The sequence below is a fragment of the Ruegeria sp. YTSA072 genome (genome assembly GCF_059610285.1).
This window is the reverse complement of sequence record NZ_JBXWNI010000002.1, coordinates 188,860-213,258: the sequence shown is the minus strand read 5'-3', so window position 1 is coordinate 213,258 and position 24,399 is coordinate 188,860. Positions and strand designations below refer to the sequence as shown.

At 57.7% G+C, this 24,399-nt stretch carries 22 protein-coding genes; 8 read left to right on the top strand and 14 right to left on the bottom strand.

The genetic code is table 11. The features are described 5' to 3' along the window. Positions 1-14: 14 nt before the first annotated feature. The 4 genes from AC2FIB_RS05260 to AC2FIB_RS05245 are packed head-to-tail and all read right to left on the bottom strand — an operon-like array spanning position 15 to position 4,576. Complete coding sequence (locus AC2FIB_RS05260; protein ID WP_496841792.1) at positions 15-1,511, bottom strand: phosphomannomutase/phosphoglucomutase; 1,497 nt, start codon at positions 1,509-1,511, stop codon at positions 15-17. Positions 1,512-1,525: 14 nt separating this feature from the next. After that, positions 1,526-2,359, bottom strand: coding sequence for a 3-deoxy-8-phosphooctulonate synthase (kdsA, locus tag AC2FIB_RS05255; RefSeq protein WP_496733954.1), 834 nt, complete (start codon positions 2,357-2,359; stop codon positions 1,526-1,528). 5 nt (positions 2,360-2,364) lie between these two features. Next, positions 2,365-3,939: a KpsE/RkpR family capsule polysaccharide export protein gene (locus AC2FIB_RS05250; protein WP_496733956.1), complete on the bottom strand. Its 1,575-nt coding sequence runs from the start codon at positions 3,937-3,939 to the stop codon at positions 2,365-2,367. Further along, entirely contained in the window at positions 3,917-4,576 is a 660-nt protein-coding gene (locus AC2FIB_RS05245) for an ABC transporter ATP-binding protein (protein WP_108859323.1), read from the bottom strand. The genes AC2FIB_RS05250 and AC2FIB_RS05245 overlap by 23 nt, the downstream gene beginning before the upstream one ends. A 230-nt stretch (positions 4,577-4,806) precedes the next feature. Here AC2FIB_RS05245 and AC2FIB_RS05240 point away from each other — a divergent pair, with 230 nt between their 5' ends. Next, complete coding sequence (locus AC2FIB_RS05240) at positions 4,807-5,394, top strand: uracil-DNA glycosylase family protein (RefSeq protein ID WP_496733958.1); 588 nt, start codon at positions 4,807-4,809, stop codon at positions 5,392-5,394. After that, a complete protein-coding gene (locus AC2FIB_RS05235) occupies positions 5,387-6,175 on the top strand; it encodes an SseB family protein (RefSeq protein WP_496733959.1) in 789 nt (262 codons plus the stop codon). The genes AC2FIB_RS05240 and AC2FIB_RS05235 overlap by 8 nt, the downstream gene beginning before the upstream one ends. A gap of 43 nt (positions 6,176-6,218) precedes the next feature. Here the strand turns inward: AC2FIB_RS05235 and yghU are convergent, their stop codons facing one another. Beyond that, positions 6,219-7,097, bottom strand: a complete 879-nt coding sequence (gene yghU / locus AC2FIB_RS05230; RefSeq protein WP_496733961.1) for a glutathione-dependent disulfide-bond oxidoreductase — start codon at positions 7,095-7,097, stop codon at positions 6,219-6,221. 250 nt (positions 7,098-7,347) lie between these two features. Here yghU and AC2FIB_RS05225 point away from each other — a divergent pair, with 250 nt between their 5' ends. Continuing rightward, the gene (locus tag AC2FIB_RS05225; protein WP_282119021.1) at positions 7,348-7,866 is read left to right on the top strand and encodes a YHS domain-containing (seleno)protein; all 519 of its coding nucleotides are present in this window, start codon (positions 7,348-7,350) and stop codon (positions 7,864-7,866) included. Between the two features lie 50 nt (positions 7,867-7,916). On the opposite strand, the gene AC2FIB_RS05220 is transcribed toward AC2FIB_RS05225, so the two are convergent. Together AC2FIB_RS05220 and metF are read right to left on the bottom strand one after the other, a co-directional pair. Continuing rightward, positions 7,917-8,567 carry a DnaJ domain-containing protein gene (locus AC2FIB_RS05220; RefSeq protein WP_496733963.1) on the bottom strand — a complete coding sequence of 217 codons (651 nt, stop codon included), beginning with the start codon at positions 8,565-8,567 and terminating at the stop codon, positions 7,917-7,919. A 178-nt stretch (positions 8,568-8,745) separates the two neighbouring features. Further along, positions 8,746-9,612 carry a methylenetetrahydrofolate reductase [NAD(P)H] gene (metF, locus tag AC2FIB_RS05215; protein ID WP_496733965.1) on the bottom strand — a complete coding sequence of 289 codons (867 nt, stop codon included), beginning with the start codon at positions 9,610-9,612 and terminating at the stop codon, positions 8,746-8,748. Between the two features lie 94 nt (positions 9,613-9,706). On the opposite strand from metF, the gene AC2FIB_RS05210 reads away from it, so the two are divergent. Continuing rightward, a complete protein-coding gene (locus tag AC2FIB_RS05210; protein ID WP_496734210.1) occupies positions 9,707-10,612 on the top strand; it encodes a LysR family transcriptional regulator in 906 nt (301 codons plus the stop codon). Positions 10,613-10,708: 96 nt separating this feature from the next. Beyond that, positions 10,709-11,494, top strand: a complete 786-nt coding sequence (locus AC2FIB_RS05205) for an inositol monophosphatase family protein (RefSeq protein WP_058275936.1) — start codon at positions 10,709-10,711, stop codon at positions 11,492-11,494. A gap of 56 nt (positions 11,495-11,550) precedes the next feature. Here the strand turns inward: AC2FIB_RS05205 and bhcD are convergent, their stop codons facing one another. From bhcD to bhcA, 4 genes are read right to left on the bottom strand one after another with little or no spacing between them, the layout of a single operon-like run. Further along, on the bottom strand, positions 11,551-12,534 hold the full coding sequence (gene bhcD, locus AC2FIB_RS05200; protein WP_496733967.1) for an iminosuccinate reductase BhcD: 984 nt from the start codon (positions 12,532-12,534) through the stop codon (positions 11,551-11,553). Positions 12,535-12,545: 11 nt separating this feature from the next. After that, positions 12,546-13,709, bottom strand: a complete 1,164-nt coding sequence (bhcC, locus tag AC2FIB_RS05195; RefSeq protein WP_496733969.1) for a 3-hydroxy-D-aspartate aldolase BhcC — start codon at positions 13,707-13,709, stop codon at positions 12,546-12,548. An 11-nt stretch (positions 13,710-13,720) separates the two neighbouring features. Continuing rightward, a complete protein-coding gene (gene bhcB, locus AC2FIB_RS05190; protein WP_496733971.1) occupies positions 13,721-14,692 on the bottom strand; it encodes a beta-hydroxyaspartate dehydratase BhcB in 972 nt (323 codons plus the stop codon). An 11-nt stretch (positions 14,693-14,703) separates the two neighbouring features. Continuing rightward, a complete protein-coding gene (gene bhcA / locus AC2FIB_RS05185) occupies positions 14,704-15,894 on the bottom strand; it encodes an L-aspartate--glyoxylate aminotransferase BhcA (RefSeq protein ID WP_496733972.1) in 1,191 nt (396 codons plus the stop codon). Positions 15,895-16,084: 190 nt separating this feature from the next. On the opposite strand from bhcA, the gene AC2FIB_RS05180 reads away from it, so the two are divergent. After that, positions 16,085-16,906 (top strand): IclR family transcriptional regulator, encoded by an 822-nt coding sequence (locus tag AC2FIB_RS05180; protein ID WP_496841791.1) that lies wholly within the window; start codon positions 16,085-16,087, stop codon positions 16,904-16,906. A gap of 7 nt (positions 16,907-16,913) precedes the next feature. Here AC2FIB_RS05180 and AC2FIB_RS05175 read toward each other — a convergent pair whose 3' ends face one another. Together AC2FIB_RS05175 and putA are read right to left on the bottom strand one after the other, a co-directional pair. Next, positions 16,914-17,657, bottom strand: coding sequence for a rhomboid family intramembrane serine protease (locus AC2FIB_RS05175; RefSeq protein ID WP_496733975.1), 744 nt, complete (start codon positions 17,655-17,657; stop codon positions 16,914-16,916). Positions 17,658-17,699: 42 nt separating this feature from the next. Beyond that, positions 17,700-21,101 carry a bifunctional proline dehydrogenase/L-glutamate gamma-semialdehyde dehydrogenase PutA gene (gene putA, locus AC2FIB_RS05170; protein ID WP_496841790.1) on the bottom strand — a complete coding sequence of 1,134 codons (3,402 nt, stop codon included), beginning with the start codon at positions 21,099-21,101 and terminating at the stop codon, positions 17,700-17,702. Positions 21,102-21,203: 102 nt separating this feature from the next. Between putA and AC2FIB_RS05165 the strand changes: the two genes are divergently transcribed. Together AC2FIB_RS05165 and AC2FIB_RS05160 are read left to right on the top strand one after the other, a co-directional pair. Continuing rightward, complete coding sequence (locus AC2FIB_RS05165) at positions 21,204-21,692, top strand: Lrp/AsnC family transcriptional regulator (RefSeq protein ID WP_113790039.1); 489 nt, start codon at positions 21,204-21,206, stop codon at positions 21,690-21,692. Positions 21,693-21,722: 30 nt separating this feature from the next. Next, positions 21,723-22,289, top strand: coding sequence for a tetratricopeptide repeat protein (locus AC2FIB_RS05160; protein ID WP_496841789.1), 567 nt, complete (start codon positions 21,723-21,725; stop codon positions 22,287-22,289). A gap of 52 nt (positions 22,290-22,341) precedes the next feature. Here the strand turns inward: AC2FIB_RS05160 and AC2FIB_RS05155 are convergent, their stop codons facing one another. Next, entirely contained in the window at positions 22,342-24,231 is a 1,890-nt protein-coding gene (locus tag AC2FIB_RS05155; protein ID WP_496841788.1) for a PhoX family protein, read from the bottom strand. Positions 24,232-24,399: the final 168 nt, after the last annotated feature.

Here is a 24,399-nt window from a genome sequence, read left to right as displayed (position 1 = left end):
AAACGCAGTAGCACTTAGATGGTCTGATCGTAGTCGCCCACACCGGGTTCAGTGCGAATAACTGCGTCGATATCTGCGAAGATTGCGCGCATCTCATCCTCGCTTTCGCTGCTTTCGCAGACCACGACAAGGTTCGGAGTGTTCGAGGATGCGCGCACCAGACCCCAGCTGCCATTGTCCAGAATGACACGGGCGCCGTTGACGGTGACGACCTCTTTAATCGCGCGACCGGCAAAACTGTCTCCGGCATCTGCTTTTGCAACCAGCTTGTCGACCAGCCGCTGAAGAATGTCATATTTCTCGGTATCGGCCGCATAGGGCGACATGGTCGGGGTAGACCAGGTTTTTGGCAGCGCCTTGCGCAGGTCCGACATGCTTTGATCCGGATTGCGATCCATCAGCTTGCAGATTTCAACGGCGACGCGCATCCCGCAGTCGTAGCCGCGCCCGATAGGTTCAGCCAGAAAGTAATGACCAGACTTCTCAAAGCCGGCCAGCGCATTGATCTCTTTGACCCGACGCTTCATGTGGCTGTGCCCGGTCTTCCAATAATCCGCTTTGACACCAAGGGCCTGCAGTTCGGGGTCGCTGGCAAACAGACCAGTGGATTTCACATCTGCCACAAAGGTCGAGTTCGGATACAATTTGGCCAGATCACGGGCCATGATCACTCCGACCTTATCGGCGAAGATCTCTTCCCCCTCATCATCCACAACACCGCAGCGATCGCCGTCGCCGTCAAAGCCCAGAGCCAGATCGGCACCGCTGGCTTTCACAGAGGCGGACATGTCGTGCAACATCTCCATAGCCTCGGGGTTGGGGTTATAGTGGGGGAAAGTATAATCCAATTGGGTATGGCTGGGCACCATTTCGACGCCAATGCGCTCGAAAATCTCAGGCGCAAAGGCCGAAGCCGTTCCATTACCAGTTGCGCACACGACTTTCAGGGGGCGGGACATTTTGAAATTGCCGACCAGATCGTCGATGTAGGCTTCTTTTACACCATCAACGAATTCGTATGTTCCGCCTTCATGCGGGGTGCCTTCACCGTTCAGGACGATGTCGCGGAGCTCTGACATCTCGTCGGGGCCGTGTGTCAAAGGACGATCAAAGCCCATCTTGACGCCGGTCCAGCCGTTAGGGTTGTGGCTGGCTGTGACCATGGCCACGGCCGGCACATCCAGATGGAATTGCGCGAAATAGGCCATCGGGCTGAGCGCGGGGCCAATATCTTTGACCTGAATGCCAGCCTGCATCAGGCCCAGGATCAGCGCGTTTTTGATCGCCAGCGAGTAGTCGCGATAGTCATTGCCCACCGCAATCACCGGTTCGATCCCACGTTTGCGCATCTGTGTGCCCAGACCCAAGCCAAGCGCGGTCATGCCGGGCAGGTTGATCTCTTCGGGATATTTCCAGCGCGCGTCATATTCGCGAAAGCCGGTCGGCTTGATCATCGGATCGCGCAGAAAACTCCAGGTGTTCGGGGTCACCTCTGGGATGGGTTTGGTCATGCTATTGCTCTTGCTTAAATCTGTATAGGATTGGCTTTGGCCAATGCATCAAAGCGCATCAATGTGTCAATCAATTGAGGCATTTGATCCAGATAGATCATGTTAGGCCCATCTGACGGAGACTTGTCTGGGTCTTCGTGTGTTTCAATAAACACAGCACCTACGCCGATGGCGGCAGCTGCGCGCGCCATCACCGGAGCAAATTCACGCTGACCGCCGGTCGAACCTCCAAGCCCTGCAGGCTGCTGAACCGAGTGGGTTGCGTCCATCACAACCGGATAGCCTGTCGCCGCCATCTGCGGGAGCGAGCGCATATCTGTCACCAAGGTGTTGTACCCAAACGAGGTGCCACGTTCTGTCAGCAGAATATTCGAGTTACCAACACTCTCGATCTTGGCGACAATGTTCGCCATATCCCATGGTGCCAGAAATTGCCCTTTTTTGACATTGATCGCCGCGCCTGTTTGGGCTGCGGCCAACACCAAGTCGGTTTGACGGCACAATAACGCGGGAATCTGCAAAACATCACAAACACTGGCCGCGTCTGCGCATTGCTCTGGCGTATGTACGTCAGTCAGGACAGGCACCCCAATTTGTTTCTTCACACCTTCCAGAATGTCCAGTCCTTTAGCAATTCCGGGCCCACGGACACCTGAAATTGATGTGCGGTTCGCCTTGTCATACGAGGCCTTAAAAACATACTGCGCACCGGCGGCATCACAGGCTTCTTTCATTTTGCCTGCGATCATCTGCGCATGATCCGCGCTTTCAAGTTGGCAGGGGCCAGCAATGATCGTCAGAGGCAGATCATTGCCGACCGTGAGATCGGAGATTTTTACATGTTTCATGTGTCTTACGAGGATACCTGTTCACGAAGGACCGACGCGGTAAGCGAGATCAACAGGTAGATACCAGCAAACAACAGAAAAGCCAAAATCGTATTTTCGAACTTGCGCGGATAGGTGGGTTCCTGACTTGGCACCGGCCTCACAGACACTGTCAGATAGCGCACTTTGCGGTTTGCTTCGGTCCGCGTGGTTTCCATTTGCTGCATGGCTGTCTGCAGCATCATGTCCCTGGCAACAAGATCGGCTTGTGCCATCTGAATTCGTAAACTGAGCCGGGCAAGCGAGTTTTCGCCTGCAGACACATCCAGCATTTCCGAGTTGAGTTCTTCCAACACAGTCTCAAGCCGCGCGATGTCCGCACTGGCACCATCCACCTTGGCCTGGTTCGGACGACGGTTGTCCAGCAATGCCGCCAGCTGCAGCTCTTTTTCTTGAATCTGTGTTTCCAGGGCGTCGATGCGGCCGCGCAAGCTGACGATGACGTTTTGCGGGTCCAGCAGCGCGCCTTGAATCTGAAGTTCGATCAGATCTTCCTGCGCCCTCCTGCGCTCCTTCTGTGCCATTTCAAAACCATCCAGCGCGTCGCGCATCTGGTCCTCGCGCTTGAGTTCTGTGAGCCCGTTTATGGTTTCTTCGGCGTAGGACAGAAGACGGTCAGAGATGGCCACCGAAATCTGCGGATCAGGTGCCGCAACTTCCATTCGGATAATGCCATCGCTCGGGTCGTATCCGATGGTGATCATGCGCCGGAAAAGCTTGTAGGCCTCTTCCAGCGTGGCGTCCGGCGAAAGCCGTTGAATAGGGTCGATCCAGTCTTGCTGGAAAATCTCTGCGAAGCCCATGTCACGTTCAAGCCTCAGCAGCGCATCCTTGGACTCAAGAAATTCCTGAGTAGCGACAGAATCCTGAGCGGTGGCGAATTGTGTGCCCGCCAAAAGCCCGCCAAAAGCTGCACCGCCCCCGTCCGCCTGCAGGATCGAAAAGGCCGAGTCGCTGGCATACATGGGCGTCGCCACACGGTAGAAATAGAACCCGACAATAAAGGTGGGCAAGAAGACGAAAACCGTCAGGCGGGCAAACAGGGCAAGCAGTTTGCGACGGCGACGGCGGGCGATGTCTTTTTGTATCTCGCCAATTTCAAGCTCGCGCCGTTGCGCAGGAGACATCTCGGGCCCGGGCAGGGTCTTTCCACCTTCACTGACCGTTTGCGGCAAATGAATCGTGACCTTGTCCTTGGCTTGATCCTCGGTCTGCGCCGTTTCACCGGCCATCCCCAGCAAATTGGCGCGATGAAACGGATCGATGCCCTTTTGGCGCAGCAAACGCACCGCATCATAGTCCGAGGTCGCCTCTAGGCCGTTCTTTTGCGCCAATCTGCGTGCCAACCGCAATTGGCGTCCGGTCAGTCCCTCGCGTTTGATGGCGTCAATCTCGGTATTGGACTCCGAGTCATTGGCCGCTGTGGGTGGCTGGGTCGCGTTGCGAATGCGTGAAATGGCATCAGCGCGGTCTTCTTCCGTACCCGCGTTGCGGCGGTTGCGGCGCCAATTGTAGATGCTAGCCTTGGGTTTGGTAGTCATATAGCTGCTTTGCCTCTTCCAAGGTGTCGAACATGTAAAGCTGGCCATCCATCAAAACGGCAGCCTCTTGCGCAAATTTCTCCAGCACGGAGGGGCTGTGCGACACGATCACCATTGTAGTCGTGCGTAGTTTTTCCCGAAGGATGTCGCCGGCCTTCCTGTTGAATTCCACATCCGTCGACGCTGGCATTCCTTCGTCAATCAGATACATGTCGAAATCCAGGGCCAACATCAACGCAAACGTAAAGCGCCCCTTCATACCGCTGGAGTAAGTGGCCAGAGGTTGGTTGAAATACTCCCCCAATCCGCATAGCCATTTGCAGTAGGCTTCGACGTAATCGGGGTCCATCCCGTAGATGTTGGCGACGTAGCGCGCGTTTTCCAGGGCGGACAGTTTGTTTGCGACACCACCGGTGAAACCCATAGGAAACGACACACGGCAGGACTTTCGAATCACGCCTTCATCGGGCTTTTCCAGGCCGGCCATCATATTGATCAAGGTGGTCTTGCCGGTTCCGTTAGGTGCAAGAATGCCAATCGAACGGCCCAACTGAACCCGAAACGAGACACTGTCCAGGATCACCTTGCGGCGTGTCCCGGTCCAGAAGGACTTACTGACATTTTCAAACTCAAGCATTGAGGGCCTGCTGCTTGCACCATTTTAAAAGTACCGGATGTGCCGGTAATCGGGTTGTTATCCTACGTTTTATGTGGGCCATATTATGTCGAGTTTTAGTGGCAATGATCAATGCACCGGCACGTGTGCTGTTGGTAATGTGACTTTTCCATCGGTTGGACCCACGCATTGCGTTGACTATCTTTAAGGGTGACCGTCAACCAATTTGATGCAGGAAACCTTGCCATCTGATGAATTCGCTACAGAAAGAAATCTCGGCCTGCCGTATTTGCGCGGAAAGATTTGCTGCGACAGAGACCGCGCATCAGCCGCGCCCAGTGGTCTGGTTTCAGCCGGGAACGCCGATTTTGGTTGCCGGTCAGGCCCCTGGCGCACGGGTGCATGAGTCGGGCCGACCGTTCACCGATCCGTCCGGAGATCGCTTACGGGACTGGCTTGGGGTGGATGAAGCTGTGTTCTACGATCGGTCACAGGTTTCGATCGTGCCGATGGCTTTTTGTTTTCCGGGGTATGATACGCGCAAGGCGGATTTGCCGCCGCCCCCCGTCTGCGGGCAAACCTGGCACAACAAAGTCATGCAATCCCTGGGGGAAATACCCCTGACTATTTTGGTGGGTGGGCACGCTCATAAATACCACCTGCATGCGCGCAGCTCGGTGACGGAAACGGTTCGCAACTGGCGGGACCATGCGCCGCGCGTCTTTGCCTTGCCTCATCCCTCGTGGCGGAATACGGCATGGATGAAGAAAAACCCGTGGTTCCAGACCGACCTTCTGCCGGTTCTGCGTGCACGGGTGCAAGAGGTTCTGAATGACTGAAACTACGGCTCTGGACGCTGCCTACGCCGCAATGACTGCCGCCCCACAAGATGATGCCGCGCGATTGAGGTTCTTCGAACGGCTTGCCGACAGCGAGCTGTTTCTGATGCTGACAGAAGAGGCGAAGGGCGAAAACATCTCACCCGAATTGTTCGACGTCGCCGATGGGCGCTTTGTGCTGGCCTTTGACCGAGAGGACCGGTTGGCGCGGTTTGCCGAACGTCCTGTCCCTTATGTGGCACTTTCGGGCCGGGTGTTATCCTCCATGCTCGCGGGGCAGGGGATCGGGCTGGGCCTCAACCTCGAAGTTGCGCCGTCCTCCATGCTGATCCCGTCCGAGGCGCTGGGCTGGCTGGCGGAAACTCTGCAGCATGGGCCAGAGGAGGTTCAGCAACGGTTGGCAGAGTTCTTGCCCCCTGCGGGCCTGCCCGACGATCTGTTGACCGCGCTAGACGCAAAACTTGCCACCGCAGTTGGGCTGGCGGAAGCTGCATATTTGGTGGGAACGAAGTCCGAAGGCGGCGGTTCCGGCCACCTGCTTGGGTTCATTGGTGCGGTAGAAGGGGCAGAGCCCGCACTGGCCAAGGCCGCGTCCGAGGCGTTGACGTTTTCCGGGATTGAGGCGGGGGCAATGGATGTCGGGTTCTTCGGTGCACACGATCAGGCTGCTGCCTCATTGGCGCGGATCGGTTTGCGGTTCGATCTGCCACAGCCAGAGGCGCGTGTTGTCGCGCAGACGACACCCGGCAGTAACCCAGATAAACCGCCTATTCTGAAATAGGAAAAAAGCCCCGCGCACGACTGATCTGCGGGGCTTTTTGTGATTACTCCGCAGCTGCTTCCAGTTTGTCCTGGGTGCGGGTTTCGAAATCGCTGGCCTCGTGACGTTCGTGCAGCTGGGTATGTGGCTCACCGAACGGGCGGTTGACCATGCGGCCCCGCTGAACGGCAGGGCGTGCGTCGATCGCCTGGGCCCACCGCATGACGTTCTTGTAGGATTCCACGTCTAGGAACTCGGCGGCGCTGTAAAGGCGGCCCAAAACCAGCTGGCCATACCATGGCCAGATCGCCATATCCGCGATGGTGTAATCCTCGCCTGCGATATACGTCTTGTCGGCCAGTTCGCGATCCAGAACGTCCAGCTGGCGCTTAGTCTCCATCGTAAAGCGGTCAATTGGGTATTCGAACTTTTCCGGCGCATAGGCGTAGAAATGGCCAAACCCACCGCCCAGATAGGGTGCACTGCCCATCTGCCAGAAGACCCAGTTCATGACTTCCGTACGATCCGGTCCGGACGCGGGCAAAAACGCGCCAAACTTTTCGGCCAGATGAAACAGGATCGAAGCGCTTTCGAACACGCGTGTCGGCTTGTCGCCCGAGCGATCCCAAAGAGCGGGGATTTTAGAATTTGGGTTGGCCCCGACAAAGCCCGAGCTGAACTGATCGCCTTCGCCGATATTGACCAGCCAGGCGTTGTATTCGGCACCTTCGTGACCCAGCGCCAGCAGTTCCTCCAGCATCACAGTCACTTTTACGCCGTTCGGCGTGGCCAGTGAATAGAGCTGCAGGGGGTGCCGTCCAATCGGCAGATCCTTGTCGTGGGTGGCGCCAGCGATTGGGCGATTGATGTTGGCAAATTGGCCGCCATTCTGGCTGTCCCATGTCCAGACCTTTGGGGGCGTATAGGTCGGTTGCTCGCTCATTTCTTGCCTTTCTTCGCAAAGTGCAGGTGAATTGTCCGTCCATCACAACAGCTAATGTTGCAAAGCACCAAGTCCAACCCCCCAGAGCGCAGCGTTTTTGTAACAATCCTCACCCGACATCTCACGAATTCTCATTCAACGTCACAGCGACGCGAGGGGGACTTCGCAAGCGGTCTGAATCACCTATTGTATGTTCAGACCCGCAAGTTCGGGCAAATCAACAACCCCGAGGACAAAAGGACTTACCACCATGAAACGTTTTGCCCTGACTGTAGCTGCGGCTCTGACCCTTGCCGCTCCGGCCTTTGCTGGTGACCAGTATATTGACGGCACCGGGTTCGCCGTGTCCGGCTACGATGTCGTCGCATACCGTGGTCTAGATCAGGTTGCGGTTGGTCAATCTCAGCCCGCACCTGTACGCGGCCGTGCAGACATCACCGCGGAATACAATGGTGCCACCTGGGCATTTTCGTCTGAAGAGAACCGCGATAAATTTCAAGAGAACCCAGCCTTCTACGCACCGCAATATGACGGACATTGCGCATACGGTGTTTCGAAGGGCGGCAAAGTCCCTGCGAACCCGAACCTGTGGCGCATTGTCGACGACAAGCTTTATCTGAACATCACCGATGTCGTTGTCGGTTTCTGGGAAGAAGATGTGCCCGGCAATATCAACCTCGCCGAAGGCAACTGGCCGGGGATCGAACCCGATGCCGCATCCTCCAGCGTGATCCCGAAATTCACATCGGAAGGCCCGATTTCAAACTAAGTGGCCACTCACCAAGCCAAAGCCCGGCGCATTTAAGCCGGGCTTTTTCGTCAATGCGCAAACGAGAATTCGTCCCGCATCTGCTGATCGGCATCGAAGCGAATGCGAACGCTTTTGGCCCCAGGGAACGTACGCGCAGTAATCGCTTCGGGCACAACAACCTCGCCACCGCCAGAGTCGTTGGACTGGAAATTCAGCACCTCGGTTTCCGTCTGGCGTGAGCTCGCCAAAACCGACGTGGGCAACGCCACGCGGTTTGCACCTTCATAGACCGGCGTCGAGACAAAGAATGTCAAATGGCGGCCAAAGAACCCGACTGCATCGGGCACATGGTCCGACTTGCACATCAGCTCGGAATCCGGTGTTTCAACCTCGTCTGATCGGTCCGGCAACGCGTTGTTCAGCAGGGCGCGGCACGCGTTGATGTCGGTTGGTTCCAATGTGATAATACGACGGCGCAGTTTCGGGCGGCGAGGTTTTCCTGCCCCGACACCCTTTCCCGCCAGTCCTTCTTTTCGCAAAAAATCATATGCTTCCTTGGCGCGGGTAAATCCGGAACTGTCGCCCTCGGCCTGGTCTGGATGACCATGGAACGCAATGTTCCGCCAGGCGCTTCTGATGTCGTCCGAACTGGCCTTTTGACTCAACCCCAAAGCATGCAGTGCTTCTGTGCGGGCATTGATCTTTTCAACAGTTTCCATAACCCAATTTACTCATTACAAAACAAAAAAACGTCACTGCCTTAGTTTGAGAAAGGCGGTGAACTTGTCAAATTTCACGCAAAATTGAAGTGCTTACAGGAACAATTGCAGCGCGTCGCGGCAATTGTTCTTAGTTTCTTTCCCGGCAGTGGGGTGCTGTTTATCAGGCGGGCCCAATTCAGGCCACGTTTTGCAGATCAGCCTTCGGCGTTATGCCAAGGGCAAAACACACATCACGCGTCAATTCCGGCCGGTTCAGCGTGTAGAAATGCAGCTTGTCCACGCCCCCGTCGATCAGGTCCGAGCACAGCTCGGTACACAATGCTGTAGCCAGCAAGTCCTCACGATCGTCGCGCACGGCCTTTTCAAACGCCTGTTCGACCCATTGGGGAATGCGCGTGCCGCATCGTTTGGCAAAATTGCGTGCACCCTTCCAGTTCTCGATCGGCAGGATGCCGGGCACGATGGGCTTGTCGATGCCGGCTTTTTCACAGGCGTCCCGGAACCGGAAAAACGTCTCGGCCTCAAAAAAGAACTGGGTCAGGGCCTCATCTGCGCCCGCATCCAGTTTGGCTTTGAGCCAATCAATATCGGTGCGGGCGTTTTGTGCCTCGGGGTGAATGTCGGGGTAGGCGCCGACCCGAATGTTGAACATCTCGGTTTCTGCCAGAGCCGAGATCAGTTCGACCGAGTTGGCAAACCCGTCGGGGTGCGGTTGAAATCGGTTCTGACCAGCAGGTGGATCGCCGCGCAGCGCCACGATGTCCTGAACACCAGCCCGCGCGAAGGTATCCGCAATTTCCAGCGTTTCCTGGCGCGAGGCATCCACGCATGTCAAATGCGCCGCTACCGGCAGACCTGAGGATTTGTGCAGGGTCGACACCGCGTCGCGTGTCAGTTCCCGCGTAGTGCCACCCGCACCATAGGTGACCGAGACAAAGCGAGGCTCTAACGGGGCCAGAGTCTGGACCGTGTCCCAAAGACGAAACGAGGCTTCGAGCGTCTTGGGCGGAAAGAACTCGAATGAAATTTCTGGCTTGGTCATCTCGGCCTCATTTGGTTGGTGCAGAGCCCTTGTGCCAGTTCGGGCAATGTGAGACAAACTCATATTTTTCAAGAACAACATGAGTATCACTGCAATGCACATCGAATTCCGCCACCTGCGTACGATCAAGGCGATCCATGAATGTGGTGGTTTGGCCCGTGCGGCGGATCAATTGAACATCACCCAATCGGCTCTGAGCCACCAAATCAAAGGGTTAGAGGATCAGGCGGGGGTTGAATTGTTCCTACGCCGGTCCAAACCGATGAAGCTGTCTGCGGCCGGGCTGCGCCTGTTGCGTCTGGCCGAACAGATATTGCCGCAAATCCAAGCCGCACAACAGGAATTCTCGTCGCTTCGGGATGGACGCACGGGGCGGATGCATATCGCGATCGAATGTCACGCGTGTTTCGAATGGCTGTTTCCAGTTCTTGAATCTTTCCGGAAATCATGGGGTGATGTGGACGTTGATATCCGCCCAGGTTTGGCATTCGACGCCCTGCCAGCACTGCAAAAAGAAGAGGTGGATCTGGTTGTCTCGTCCGACCCCGAGGACCTGCCGGGCATCGAGTTCATTGAACTGTTTGACTATGATGCCGTCTTTGTCGCTGCATCATCCCACCCGTTGGCGCAGAAAGAGTTCATCGAGGCTGAGGATTTCCGTGGGCAAACCCTGATTACCTATCCGGTCGAGCGCACCCGGCTGGATGTGTTCAGCCAGTTGCTGATACCCGCGCGGGTCGAGCCGGCCGCAATCCGGCAAGTCGAATTGACTGCAGTGATCCTTTTGCTCGTCGCGTCGAACCGCGGTATTTCGGTGCTGCCTGACTGGGTTGTGCGCGAAGTGAAGTACAATTCCGACTACGTCACCCGCCCCCTGACCAAGGACGGCATCACCCGCAGGCTTTACGCGGCAGTGCGCAGCGAGGATCTGGAAAAACCCTTTGTGCAAGAGCTGATCAAGCTGGCTGAAACCGAGGCGCGCAAGCTGCAAGCGCAATAGGCAAAAAACGCGGGTCTGCTATGCGCATCATTCCTCTTGGCAAGGGCGCTTTGCATCAGTATACGCGCGGTTTGACCGGACAGGAGCCTTTGGACAATGGTTGGCAGTGCAAACCTCAACATCATGATCAAAGCCGCGCGTAAGGCGGGGCGTTCTTTGGTCAAGGATTTCCGTGAAGTCGAGAACCTTCAGGTTTCGATGAAAGGCGCAGGCGACTTTGTGTCCAAAGCTGACATTGCTGCCGAGGCGATCCTGAAAGAGGAACTGCTGGGCGCACGCCCGACCTATGGTTGGCTGGCCGAAGAAGGTGGCGTGATTGAGGGCGAAGACCCAACCCGCCGCTGGATCGTTGATCCGCTGGATGGTACTACGAACTTCCTGCACGGTCTGCCGCACTGGGCGATCTCAATCGCGCTGGAACATAAGGGCAAGATCGTCGCCGGTGTTATCTATGACGCCGCCAAGGATGAGATGTTCTTTGCCGAAAAAGGCGAAGGCGCTTGGATGAACGACATGCGTATCCGCGTGTCGGGCCGTCATCGGATGATCGAGTCGATTTTCTCGACGGGCCTGCCTTTTGGTGGCCGTTCGGACCTGCCTGCGACCCTGCAGGATCTGGCGCGTCTAATGCCTGCTTGTGCCGGTGTGCGCCGCTGGGGTGCCGCCGCGCTGGACATGGCTTATGTGGCAGCGGGGCGTTACGAAGGCTTTTGGGAGCGTCGCCTGAATTCCTGGGATGTGGCCGCAGGGATCATCATCGTCCAAGAAGCGGGCGGATTTGTTCAGGCGCTAAACCCTGAAGGCAACGTTTTGGAAGACGGTGAAGTGATCTGTTCGAACGAGCCGATTTTCGATCAGTTTTCCAAGGTGATCCGAGGCTGACCGGCCATATAGCAATTCCGTAAGCGCGCCCCGATTGAGGCGCGCTTTTTTTGTTTTCAAAGGGTCGCGCGTTGTGCCAGACCTGCTTCGTCCGCCAGCCGCGCGGCGACGGATGCAACAGCGAGGTCCTGCAGACCCACGCCAGTTCCGTCGAACAGGGTGATCTCGTCAGCACTGCTCCGCCCGGGGTGATCGCCGTTGATGACCGCACCAATTGGGGTGATCTGTGTTTCGGTCAAAGTGCCGCTTCCCATGGCGTGCTGTGCCTCGCCAATCGTCGCGGATTGCGCGACCTCGTCAGTGAAAACGGTGGCCGAGGCGACCAGCGCCGGATCGACCTCCATCTTGCCTTTCGTGTCTGTGCCCATACAGGCCAGATGCGTGCCGGGTTTGATCCAGTCTTTCATCAATAGCGGCTCGAACGCCGAGGTGATGGTGATGATGACATCCGATTGGGCACCCAGCTCTTGTTGACTGACGGCTTCGAATTCCAGTCCGATTTCCTCGGCGACAGCCGCCAAACGGGGCAGCATGTCGGGGTGCGGGTTCCAGGCGACAACTTTTTCAAAGTCCCGCTGTTCAACGGCGGCGCGTAGCTGGAAGGCCGACTGATGTCCGGCGCCAACCATGCCCAGCACTTTGGCGTCTTTTCGGGCAAGATGTGCGATGGAAACCGCTGATGAAGCTGCTGTTCGCACGGCCGTTAGGTAGTTGCCACCCACCAATGCCGAAAGCCGCCCCGTGTCGGGATCGAACAGAAACACCGTGGATTGGTGATTGGTCAATCCTTGTTCGGCATTGCCCGGCCAATAGCCGCCAGACTTAACGCCCAAAACCTGTCCATCCCGATCAAAACCGGATTTGAACCCATACAGTGCATCGGCATAACCCAGTGCCTCGCGAACGACAGGAAAGTTCCGTGCCCCGCCGTTGGCCATCGCACCAAACACGGATTGGACCGCGTCAAATGCCTGTTGGCGGCCCACCAGCTGTTCGCACAGGTCTTCGCCCACAATCAGCAGGCCATCTTGCGTGGTCATAGCATCCCTCATCAATAAGCCTTTCCGCGGGCCGACACGGGCCACAGCGCCTCAACCTTGCCGTCGCGCACGCCGACGTACCAATCGTGGACGTTGCAGGTGGGATCACAATGTCCGGGCACAAGCCGAAGCTTGTCGTTCACCTTCAAAACGCCGTCGGGGTCGCCGATGACACCGTGCTCGTCCGAACATTTGAGGTATTCCACATCGTCGCGCCCAAAGATGAAGGGCAGGCCGCTATCGACCGATTGCGCCTTGAGGCCAGCGTCGCAGATGGCCTTGTCAGTCTTGGCATGGCTCATAACGCTGGTCAGAATGAACAGCGCGTTTTCCCATTCACCCTGATCGATCCGTTTGCCGTTCTCGTCCAGAATGCGCCCATAATCCGCATCCATGAAAGCATACGATCCGCACTGCAATTCGTTGTAAACACCCGAATTGCTCTCGAAGTAGTATGATCCTGTTCCACCGCCCGAAACCAGCTCGCAGTCGATGCCTTCGGTTTTCAAACCGTCAACCGCGCCTTTGACCATGGCGATGGCTGTATCCAGCTTCTCTTTGCGCGCCTCATAGGTGTCGAGGTGCTGCATCGCGCCCTGATAGGCCTGAATGCCGGTAAACTTCAGGTTGGGCGCTGCGTTGACTGCCTTGGCGATATCGACAACGGCTTGGGTCGTGGTCACGCCGCACCGACCTGCACCGCAGTCAATTTCGACAAAGACTTCAAGTTCCGTGCCGTGATCGACAGCGGCTTTGGACAAATCGGCGACATTGTCGATGTCGTCCACGCACACAATAGTGCGCGCGCCCAATTTGGGCAGTTGCGCCAACCGGTCGATCTTGGCCGGATCACGGACCTGGTTCGACACGAGAACGTCCTTGATGCCGCCCCGCGCGAAAACCTCAGCCTCAGATACCTTTTGACAGCAGACGCCAACCGCACCGCCGAGCTGCTCTTGCAGCTTGGCGACGTCGACGGACTTGTGCATCTTGCCGTGCACGCGGTGGCGCATACCGTGGGCCTTCGCATAATCGCCCATCTTCTTGATGTTCCGCTCCAGCGCATCAAGGTCCAGGATCAGGCAAGGGGTCTGGATTTCGCTTTCATCCATGCCGATGGCAGCGGGGATGTCGAACCCGACTTCCAGCTCTTTGATGTTTACAGGTTTGTTCATGTCGTTCCTCCTTACCCTTTCAGCCAGGGCAGTTTGTCCAGATCCACGTTGCCGCCGGTGATGATCACGCCGACGCGCTTGCCGCGGAATACGTCCGGGTTCTTGAGTATGGTTGCCAGAGGCACGGCCGATGACGGCTCCATCACGACGCGCAGGTATTTCCAGGTCAGCTTCATCGCTTCGATGATTTCAGCATCAGAGGCGGTGAAAATGTCGGTCACATTTCGGGACACGAAGTGCCACGTGTTCTCTTTCAGCGGCACCAGCAGCCCATCGGCGATCGTTTTTGGCGCATCGTCGGCGATGATGTGTCCTGCTTTGAAGGACCGGTATGCGTCGTCCGCCTGTTCTGGCTCGGCGGCATAGATTGCGGTGTCGGGGGCCAGGTTCGACACCGTCAGGCACGTGCCCGAGACCATGCCCCCGCCTCCGATCGGGGCGATGACCGCATCCACTCCGTCTGTCTGTTCTAACAATTCGGCCGAGCAGGTGGCCTGACCCGCAATGACGCGCGGGTCGTTATAGGGGTGCACGAACTCTCCGCCTGTTCTGGCTTGAACTTCGGCAAAGGTCGCCTCGCGGGACGAGGTTGACGGCTCGCACTCCGTGATCGTACCTCCATAGCGGCGCACGGCGTCCTTCTTGGCTTGCGGCGCAGTGCGCGGCATCACCACGTTACAGGGAATACCCCGCCGTCCGGCGGCATAAGACAGGGACAAAGCGTGGTTGCCACTGGAGTGTGTGCAAACACCCTTGGTCGCCATATCATCACTCAGGCCGAAAACCGCATTGCTCGCACCGCGTACTTTGAACGCACCAGCCTCTTGGAAGTTCTCGCATTTAAAGAACAGCTGCGCTCCGGTCAGGTTGTTCAAATAATCCGACTCCATGATCGGCGTGCGCCGGATGAAGGGTTTGATCCGTTCATGCGCAGCGCGCATATCGTCGATCGTCAGATCGGCTGCGGGGATGTGATCCAGCATTGCCATCCTCCTCAGGCTGCGGCCTGGGCGCGGTCAGATGGGCCGGTGCGATAGAAATCCTGTGCGGCCGCGACCCCGCTGCCCAAAGTGATCGGATAGTTCAGATCGGCCATCGCCATCTCGATTGTGCTAAGGCCGGACAGAACCATCACATCCGTCAGACTGCCCAGATGGCCGATGCGGAACGCCTTACCATTCAGTTGACCAAGTCCAATACCAAAGGACACGCCATAAGCATTGAACGCGTGGTCAGTCAGTGTGTTGCTATCATACCCGTCTGGCACGTAGATCGCGCTGACAGTGTCAGAATACAGATCGGGCGATTGCGCGACCAGTTTCAGCCCCCATGCGTCAACGGCGCGGCGCACACCTTCGGCCAGTCGGAAATGCCGGGCATAAACGTTCTCAAGCCCTTCTTCGAACAGCATCTTGAGGCTTTCGCGCATGCCGTAGATCAGTTGCAGCGGCGGAGTATAGGGAAACCCGCCCGATGCGTTGGCCGCCATCATATCGTCGAAGTCAAAGAAGGTACGCGGCAGCTTGGCGCTTTTCATCGCGTCCTGTGCCTTGGTGCTGACGCACAGAATTGCCATGCCGGTCGCCAGCATGAACCCCTTTTGCGACCCCGATACGGCGATATCTACACCCCAAGCGTCAAAGTCGAACGGCATCGAGGCCAGAGAGCTGACGCAATCGACAAACAGCATCGCGGGATGATTTTCCGAATCCATCGCCTGCCGAACCGCTGCGATGTCGGAACGCACCCCGGTGGCTGTTTCGTTGTGGGTCACCAGAACAGCGCGGATTTCATGCGCGGTGTCATCGGCCAACGCGGCCTGAAACTGATCAGCGGGTGCGCCGGTGCCCCAAGGGCATTCGACAATCTGAACGTCCAGCCCGTGCCGCTCGCACAGGTCGATCCAGCGATGGCTGAACACGCCATAGCGCGCAACCAGAACCTTGTCGCCGGGGCTGAGTGTGTTGGTAACGGCTGCTTCCCACCCACCGGTGCCACTGGATGGAAAGGTCACGATCTGACCGGTCGTAGTAGCGAATACCTTTTTTGTGTCCTTAAGGACAGGTGCAAAGGTTTCGACAAAATCCGGCGCGCGGTGATCCTGCGTTTGGACCTGCATGGCAAGACGCAACCGGTCTGGGATGTTGGTTGGGCCGGGTATGAAAACCGGGTTTTGGTTGGACATCTGTTATTCCTCCGCTTTGGGTGTAAGTGTCCGGGAAAACCTCACGACGTGCAATTTTCTTGAAAAGTATTTTCATTTTTGCGATTAAATATTTAACGCGCTGTATTTATGCGGTTTTTCGTTTTTCATTTTTGGACCTCAAAAATGAACGGTTCAGAAATATTCTGGCGTAGAGCAAGGGAGTAGGGTGATGGACAATCAGAAAAGACCGCGCGGCAGGCCCAAATCCCTGTTCAAGGCAAGTTCGGCCGGGACTATGCAATCGCTGGATCGGGCACTGGGTGTTCTGACAACGGTGGCCCGTCTGGAACGCGCAGCGCTCAGCGATCTGGCACGCGAGATCGATGTGCCGACGGCCACGACGCACCGCATTCTGGTGACCTTGCAGAAACACGGCTTTGTTGCCTTTGACGACGAGCGTCAGGAATGGATGATCGGGATCGAGGCATACCGGACCGGCGCTTCGTTCCTGCGCCGCAACAGCGTGCTTGAAATCGGGCGCCCAATCCTGAGACGCCTTATGCAGGAGAGCGGTGAGACCGCCAACCTGGCGGTTCCGGATGGGTCCGAGGTGGTCTTTGTCGGGCAGGTCGAAACTCCGAACCCCATTCGCGCCTTTTTCCCGCCCGGGGCAAGAACGCCGATGTATGCCTCGGGCACCGGCAAGGCGATCCTTGCCGCGATGACCGAAATGGAGTTGGCCAAAACGCTAGAGGCAATTGATCCGGTGGAATTCACCGCGAACACGCAGATACCGGGCGACGGACTTCAACAGGATCTTTCCAAGACCCGTACACGCGGTTGGTCGCATGACCGAGAAGAAAGATATCAGGGCATGTCCTGTATCGGTTCGGCGATTTTTAATGACCGGGGGGAGCCATGTGCAGGGATCTCGGTATCGGGTCCGACCGCTCGGTTTGGCGCGGATCGAGCGCATGCGCTGGGTGAATTGGTTCTGGCCGCGGCGCGGGAAATCACCCATCTTAGCGGCGGCCAGACCCCGAAAACCTGAAGCGCTGCTACCTGCGGGGTACGCGGGGAATACGCGACTGGGTTAGCTTGTACTTGTGTTCAGGATGCGGCGGATGGCCGTGGGTGCGGCCCCAAAAATCAGTGCCGCCGCGCCGCAGCCAGATTGGGATGCACAAGATCAGACCCACGAAAAACCCACCCGTATGCGCCCAATAGGCCACCCCGCCTTCGTCCGGGTTGCTGGCCAGACTGCCAAAGAACTGCATAGCCAACCAAACCCCCAGCATGACAAAGGCAGGTATTGTGAATATGCGGAAATAGACGATGAGTATCAGCAGAATATCCACGCGGGCCTTGGGGAACAGCAGCAAGTAACCACCCATGACACCCGCAATCGCACCGGATGCGCCAATAGTCGGCACGACCGAGCTCGGGGCTGTGAAAACATGGATCAGACCCGCCCCGATCCCGGCGGCAATATAGAATAGCAGAAAGGGCAGGTGGCCCATTTCATCTTCGAGGTTGTCGCCGAAAATCCACAGGAACAGCATGTTTCCGGCCAGATGCATCCAACCTCCGTGCAGGAACATCGAGGTCACCAGTGTCTCAAACGCAAAACCGTCAGTGATCCGCGCCGGGATAATCGCGTAGTCGTAATACAGCTGATTGATCAGCCGGGCATCGTTCATGATGCCCACATAGCTGAGGAATATCAGGATATTGGCCGCCATCAGCAGATAGACGACATAGGGTGTTCGCCCCGAAGGGTTATGGTCGCGGATTGGAAACATGAGGCGACGCTGGGCTTTTCCCGGCCCAGCGTCAAGGCATGCTTACGCCGCACCCCCTAGCAATGCGGCATTGCCGCCCGCGGCTGTTGTATCAACGCACAGGTGACGCTCGGCCAGAACGCGTGCGCGGTCCGGAAGGCCGGGGATCAGCGGCAGTATCGGACCGTCCCGGCGGGCGAGGTGACGTTCGATCTCACGCGCTGTGTCGTCATCGCCCCACCAAAGAACGCCCGATATCCCGGTCACGTTCTCCAGCCGATGCAAGTCTAACGAACCGGTCGCCTGAATGGCCGTACCACCCAGCGCCTGAACGGCGTCGGCTTGCGCGCGCGCGTCCTTGGTTCCGGGCCCCATGCACAGCAATGGCGGGCGTGCGAATTCGCTCAACCGGTTGGATTCGCCCGTCGGGCCGGGCAGGGATTGGGTCTGCACCGACGCGGGCGTACCCTGAACATCGGGAAGCTCGCTCATTGGGTGTTCCCATTGTTCGTCGGACTGCTGCCGGTCCGGGGCGCAGAACCGCGTCATGTAATTCGGCCCACCCGCCTTAGGGCCTGTGCCCGAAAGCCCCTCACCGCCAAATGGCTGAGATCCTACGATGGCGCCGATTTGGTTGCGGTTGACGTAGATATTGCCCGCATGCACCGCTTCGGTGATGTGTTGCACCCGGTCGTCAATGCGTGTGTGCAAACCAAATGTCAGTCCGTACCCGGTTGCGTTAATGTCGGCGATCACCTGATCAATCTCAGATGCCTTGAAGCGAACGACATGCAGGACAGGGCCAAAAATCTCACGCTTCAGCGCGGAAATGCCGGGTATCTCAATAAGTGTTGGGGCGATGAATGTCCCTTCCGGCGGTATGGGCGTGTCCTTTAAAACGCGGCCTTCGGCGCGGGCATTGGCAACGTGATCTGCAATGCCCTGGCGCGCGGTCTCGTCAATAACCGGTCCGCAATCGGTTGAGATCAACCAAGGATCTCCGACCTGCAGAACCTGCATCGCACCGGTTAGCATTGTCAGCAAATCGTCGGCGATATCTTCTTGGACATAGAGACACCGCAAGGCAGAACACCGCTGCCCGGCAGATTGAAACGCACTTTCGATGATGGATTGAACAGCTTGTTCGGGCAGGGCGGTACTGTCCACGATCATCGCGTTCAACCCGCCGGTCTCGGCGATCAGAGGCGTGCCGGGGCGCAGGTTGTCGGCCATGGCTGCGCGTATTTTCAACGCGGTCGCCGTCGATCCGGTAAACGCCACGCCGGATACACGCGGATCAGAGGTCAACGCCGCACCAACGGACGGGCCGCCGGGCAATAATTGCAGCACGTCGCGGGGAACTCCGGCCTCGTGCAGCAATTGAACGGCCCGATGCGAGATCAGTGGCGTTTGCGGTGCGGGCTTGGCCAGAACTGCGTTGCCTGTGGCCAAGGCTGCTGAAATCTGGCCTGTGAAGATAGCGAGCGGGAAGTTCCAAGGGCTGATGCAGGTGAAAACGCCTGCCGGTTCCGCATCGGGAATGTTCGCAGCGTAGTAGCGCAGGAAATCGACCGACTCACGCAGTTCGGCAACGGCATCGGGCAGGGACTTACCTGCCTCGCGCGCGAGCAAGGCGAAAAGCTCGCCAAAATGAGCCTCATATAGATCGGCAGCAGTATTCAAGATACGCGACCGTTCTGCTGCTGGTGCCCGCCACGGTGAGGCGGATGCCAGGGCAAGCTCAACATCTTCGGCGCTGGCGGGGGCGATAGCTCCGGGGCGATCCTGCGGTTGGGCCGGATTGGTAACCGGTTGGTCCTGTTCCGGGCTTGCATCGCCGGACAGCAGCGGCTGCGCATACCAGTGGTGCGCCCGGAAAGCATCCCGCGCGGCGTCGATCTTGTCCAAAGTCGGGGTGTGGTGAAGGTCAAAACCCTTCGAATTGACGCGTTCGGGTTGGAACAGGTCCGGTCCGGTTGGCAGCGGTCGTGCCTGATCCACAATGGTCAGGAACGGATCAGCGGCGACCTCTTCCGGCGGAACGTTCTCGTCCACGATTTGGTTTACGAATGACGAGTTCGCACCGTTCTCCAGCAGACGCCGCACCAGATAGGCCAGCAGATCGCGATGCGCCCCGACCGGCGCATAGATCCGGCACCGTGTGTCGTTTTGGTCTTTGACAAGCTGGTGCAGGGTTTCGCCCATCCCATGCAGGCGCTGGAATTCGAATGGCTGGTCATCGGCCATGTGAAGGATCGCGCTGACCGTGTGGGCGTTGTGGGTGGCAAATTGCGGGTAAATTCGATCGGTCATACCCAGCAGTTTGCGGGCATTGGCGATGTAGGAAATATCCGTGGCTGCCTTGCGAGTGAACACGGGAAAGCCATCGATGCCTTCAACCTGAGCTCGTTTGACCTCGGTATCCCAGTAGGCCCCTTTGACCAAACGAACCATCAGCTTTCGGTCATGACGCCCGGCCATGTCATACAGTGTGTCCAGCACGATCCCGGCGCGCGGGCCATAAGCCTGAACGACGATACCCAGGCCGTCCCAACCATCCAGGGCCGGTTCGGCCATCACCGCCTCGATCACCTGCAGAGACAAGGAAAGGCGGTCTGCTTCTTCGGCGTCCACATTCAGGCCCATGCCTGCCGCCTTAGCCAAAAGGGCCAAAGCCCGCAAACGGGGCACCAGTTCTTCCATGACTTCTGCTTCTTGCGCCAACTCGTAGCGTGGATGGAGCGCCGACAGCTTAACAGACATCCCCGGATTGGCCCGGATATCGTCGTGAATACAGGCTTCGGCGATTGCAGCAATCGCCCGTGAGTAGGACAGGTGATAGCGGGCGGCATCGGCCTCGGTTCGTGCCGCTTCGCCCAGCATGTCGTAGGAATAGGTGTAGCGTTTTGCCTCCATACCGCTGGCGCGATCCATGGCGGATTTGATCGTCTCGCCCAGCACAAACTGGCGGCCCATTTCCTTCATTGCGCGCCCGACTGCCGTGCGGATCACGGGTTCGCCCAGACGTTTTATCGCACCGCGCAAGACACCGACCGGAGAGGTCCTGTCTTCGTCCAGAACCTTGCCCGTCAACATCAGGGCCCACGTGGACGCGTTGACCAGCGACGAAGAAGACCGACCCAGATGCTTGCCCCAATCCGATGGGGCGATCTTGTCCTCGATCAGCGCGTCGATGGTGTCGGCATCGGGTACGCGCAGCAGCGCCTCGGCCAGACACATCAGCGCGATGCCTTCGTCGGTGGACAGGCCGTATTCGGCCAGGAACACTTCCATCATACCGGGTGAGGTGCTGGATCGGATGTCACGCACCAATTGCGCCGCAGCCGCGCAGATCGCGGTGCGGTCGGCTTCGCTCAGATCAGCATTTGCGATCAACGCGTCAAGAATTTCCGACGGATCGGCATAGGTTTTGGCATCAATGCGTGCGCGCAGGCTGTGTGACATGTGTCCTCCGGTCTTTTGAGTAATATAGTGTCGATTTTCCGGGACGATTGCCTTAGTTTCATCTACGGCTAGGCGATTGGTCTGATTTCAGGGGTTTGAGCGATGCAAAAAGACTTTCCGGGGCTGGATCGGTTCGACAGATCAATTCTGGCGATTCTGGCCGAGGACGGCCGGATCCCCATCGCCGATCTCGCGCGGCGTATCGGGCTTTCAAAATCGCCAACTCAAGCACGTGTGAAGAGACTTGAGGCCGATGGCATCATCACCGGATATCGTGCCTTGCTGGACCCCATTCGCCTTGGTTTGGACCACGTAGCCTTTGTCGAAGTCCGATTGACTGACACGCGCGAGAAAGCCTTATCAGAGTTCAACATCGCCGTTCGTAAAGTGCCTGAGATCGAACAAGCCCATATGATTGCGTCGAATTTTGACTATCTTCTGAAAATTCGCACCGGATCTATGTCGGAATACCGCGCGGTTTTGGCCGAAAAGATCTCATCATTGCCGCATGTCGCCAGCACCTCAACCTTTGTTGCGATGGAGGCTGTGAAAGAGACCGGGATGTCTGGGGCCTTGGATGCGATGGGTTGACGAACACGTTGCACGCGTCACCATTGGCGCATGAAACGCTTTGCTTACGCCTCAATTTTCTATGCTGCGACCGTTTTTGCGGCCAATGCTCAGGACTGCCCTGTCGCGCCAGACCATTCCGCGGATGTATCGGCGGTTCTGGAACAGATACAGAGCGCTGAAACCGAACAGTCCGCTCGTGCACTGTCCGGTCAGTTATGGGAGTTCTGGACCGATGCCCCGGACGAAAGCGCGCAGGCTGTTCTGGATCGTGGCATGACACGCCGAAATGCGTGGGACCTGCTGGGCGCGATTGAAGACTTTGACAAGTTGGTTGCGTATTGCCCGTCCTACGCCGAAGGGTACAACCAACGCGCATTCGCCCACTACCTGCGTCAGGATTTTCAATCCGCGCTGCCCGACTTGGACAGGGCAATCGAGTTGTCTCCCAACCACGTCGCCGCGATCAGTGGCCGTGCGCTGACCCTGATGGGACTACAGCGCATGGACGAGGCGCGAGAAGCGTTGTCTCAGGCGTTGGAGCTGAACCCGTGGCTTTCAGAGCGCCATCTCATGGCACCGGGTGGGCCACTTGCCATACCGGGTGAGGACATTTGAAACAAAACGCCCCCGAAACCGCAAGGTCGGGGGCGTATAGGTTTTGTGGGGATTAGCCGACCAGACCGTTATCGGTACGCTTGATTGCTATCACTGACGACCGTGGCGTGCCGCCGTCCGGCCAATTGCTGCCGGGGTGCTGGATGCCGACAAACATCGTGCGCAGATCGCCGGACCAGGCCAGACCGGTGACCTCACAGCCGTTCGGGCCGGTCATGAAGCGCGCGATCTCGCCGGTGATCGGGTCACCAACCAGCATCTGGTTGTTGCCGTTGCCTGCGAAGTCTCCTTCATTGTCGTCATTGCCGTCCGTCTGGATCCAGATCAACCCGGTCGAGTCTATCACCATGCCATCGGGCGAGTTGAACAGGTTCCCTTCATTCACGTTTGCCGAACCGGCGCGATCGTCCGAGTGAACCGTCGGATTGCCCGCCATCACGTACAGGTCCCAATCGAACCCTTCGGCGGCGTGGTCGTCATTTGCGGGGCGCCAGCGCACGATCTGACCGTACTTGTTGGCCTCGCGCGGGTTGGGGGCGTTGACCGAGGTGTCATCTCCACCGGCGTTAGCCTTCACGCCGCGGTTTTTGTTGTTGGTCAGACAGCAATACGCTTCTACCGCAACAGGGCTGGATGCGACCCATTCAGGGCGGTCCATGGTCGTGCCGCCGGCCTTGGACGCGGCCATACGGGTAAAGACTGCGATATCGGCTTCGTCCATCCCGGTGGTTTCCGGTGTCAGAGCCAGCCATTCGCCCTTCATGTCGTCGTTGAACTTGGCGACGTAGAGCGTGCCGTCGTTCAGCAGGCCCTCGGTTTCACCTCCCGGTTGGTAGGTGCCGTTCGACACAAACTTGTACAGGTACTCACCCCGCTCATCGTCGCCCATGTAGACAACAACACGACCATCTGCGGCCAGAGTGACCTCGGCATTCTCGTGCTTGAAACGGCCCAGACCGGTGTGCTTGACCGGCGTGCTGTCGGGCTTGGTCGGGTCGATTTCGACGATCCAGCCCGCGCGGTGCGGTTCGTTCGGGTTTTTCGACGTGTCGAAACGCGGATCGAACAGTTCATAGCCATTCCAGCTTTCAGCTTTGACGCCATAGCGTTTGAAGCCATCTGCAACCTTTTGGTCGTAAGTGGCGTTTTCATCGCTGGACCCGAAGTAGCCGTTAAAGTTCTCTTCGCAGGTCAGGTAGGTACCCCACGGAGTTTTACCTGCACCACAGTTGTTCACCGTACCTAGCGAGGTGGTTCCGGTCGGATCAGCTTCAGTTTTCAGCAGGTCGTGACCTGCTGCGGGGCCAACGATCTTCATCGGCGTGTTATGGTGGATACGACGGTTGAAAGGGCTGTCCTTGACGACCGACCAGCCATCGGGGCCTTCGGTGATTTCCATCACGGTGACACCCTGAATGTTCTGCAACTTCAGAACATCGTCGGCGTTGGCCGGAACACCTTCCTGCGCGGCGGGCAGGTTGATCTTGCGGTTCGGGTATTCGTGGTTGATCGCGATCAACTCGTGGCCCTGGAACGAGAATGTCTCCATCCCGTCGGTGTTTTCACCGAAGATGCGGTCCGATTTTTCAACTGGGCCACCATCGGTGATGTCATAGCCGTCGGCATCGGAAAACAGCGGGTCGCCCCAGCGCGTCATAACCTTCCACTCATAGCCTTCAGGTACGTGAACAGTGCCGTCTGTCTGGGCAGCGATCGGCGTGAAGGCAAAGCGCGAGGCCGTAACAGCGTGTGCTGCAGTTGAGCCCAGCAGGCCCGTGCCCATTGCGGCGGCACCCGAGCCAAGGGCCACTACGCCAGCCAGAAACCCACGGCGCGAGATGGCGTTTTCGACGACGCGATCAAAATCGTTTTCTTCGGGGCGGGGGAAATGCAGCTCGTCCCAATCGTCGGCGGACAGGGTGGTGTTATCAACGTCTTTCATGAATGGCTCCTGGCTGTCTTAGAGTAGTCGATGAAAGGCATGTAGGGCGACATTGTGACATGTTCTTAACAACATTATTAATGACTTCATTTGGCTCTCAAGAAAAAGCAATCGGCTGGCGAAAGCATACCAAAGCTTTCTGCCAGCCGCGCTTGTTATCTTGGTAAA

Bases quoted from the DNA above. Each gene is read 5' to 3' on its own strand.
- AC2FIB_RS05250 (WP_496733956.1), bottom strand. From the start codon at position 3,939: ATGACTACCAAACCCAAGGCTAGCATCTACAATTGGCGCCGCAACCGC.
- AC2FIB_RS05180 (WP_496841791.1), top strand. From the start codon at position 16,085: ATGGACAATCAGAAAAGACCGCGCGGCAGGCCCAAATCCCTGTTCAAG.
- kdsA (WP_496733954.1), bottom strand. From the start codon at position 2,359: ATGAAACATGTAAAAATCTCCGATCTCACGGTCGGCAATGATCTGCCT.
- AC2FIB_RS05155 (WP_496841788.1), bottom strand. From the start codon at position 24,231: ATGAAAGACGTTGATAACACCACCCTGTCCGCCGACGATTGGGACGAG.
- AC2FIB_RS05175 (WP_496733975.1), bottom strand. From the start codon at position 17,657: ATGTTTCCAATCCGCGACCATAACCCTTCGGGGCGAACACCCTATGTC.
- AC2FIB_RS05205 (WP_058275936.1), top strand. From the start codon at position 10,709: ATGGTTGGCAGTGCAAACCTCAACATCATGATCAAAGCCGCGCGTAAG.
- bhcB (WP_496733971.1), bottom strand. From the start codon at position 14,692: ATGCTGGATCACATCCCCGCAGCCGATCTGACGATCGACGATATGCGC.
- AC2FIB_RS05225 (WP_282119021.1), top strand. From the start codon at position 7,348: ATGAAACGTTTTGCCCTGACTGTAGCTGCGGCTCTGACCCTTGCCGCT.
- bhcC (WP_496733969.1), bottom strand. From the start codon at position 13,709: ATGAACAAACCTGTAAACATCAAAGAGCTGGAAGTCGGGTTCGACATC.
- AC2FIB_RS05165 (WP_113790039.1), top strand. From the start codon at position 21,204: ATGCAAAAAGACTTTCCGGGGCTGGATCGGTTCGACAGATCAATTCTG.
- AC2FIB_RS05240 (WP_496733958.1), top strand. From the start codon at position 4,807: ATGAATTCGCTACAGAAAGAAATCTCGGCCTGCCGTATTTGCGCGGAA.
- bhcD (WP_496733967.1), bottom strand. From the start codon at position 12,534: ATGACCACGCAAGATGGCCTGCTGATTGTGGGCGAAGACCTGTGCGAA.
- bhcA (WP_496733972.1), bottom strand. From the start codon at position 15,894: ATGTCCAACCAAAACCCGGTTTTCATACCCGGCCCAACCAACATCCCA.
- yghU (WP_496733961.1), bottom strand. From the start codon at position 7,097: ATGAGCGAGCAACCGACCTATACGCCCCCAAAGGTCTGGACATGGGAC.
- AC2FIB_RS05160 (WP_496841789.1), top strand. From the start codon at position 21,723: ATGAAACGCTTTGCTTACGCCTCAATTTTCTATGCTGCGACCGTTTTT.
- AC2FIB_RS05235 (WP_496733959.1), top strand. From the start codon at position 5,387: ATGACTGAAACTACGGCTCTGGACGCTGCCTACGCCGCAATGACTGCC.
- putA (WP_496841790.1), bottom strand. From the start codon at position 21,101: ATGTCACACAGCCTGCGCGCACGCATTGATGCCAAAACCTATGCCGAT.
- AC2FIB_RS05220 (WP_496733963.1), bottom strand. From the start codon at position 8,567: ATGGAAACTGTTGAAAAGATCAATGCCCGCACAGAAGCACTGCATGCT.
- AC2FIB_RS05245 (WP_108859323.1), bottom strand. From the start codon at position 4,576: ATGCTTGAGTTTGAAAATGTCAGTAAGTCCTTCTGGACCGGGACACGC.
- AC2FIB_RS05260 (WP_496841792.1), bottom strand. From the start codon at position 1,511: ATGACCAAACCCATCCCAGAGGTGACCCCGAACACCTGGAGTTTTCTG.
- metF (WP_496733965.1), bottom strand. From the start codon at position 9,612: ATGACCAAGCCAGAAATTTCATTCGAGTTCTTTCCGCCCAAGACGCTC.
- AC2FIB_RS05210 (WP_496734210.1), top strand. From the start codon at position 9,707: ATGCACATCGAATTCCGCCACCTGCGTACGATCAAGGCGATCCATGAA.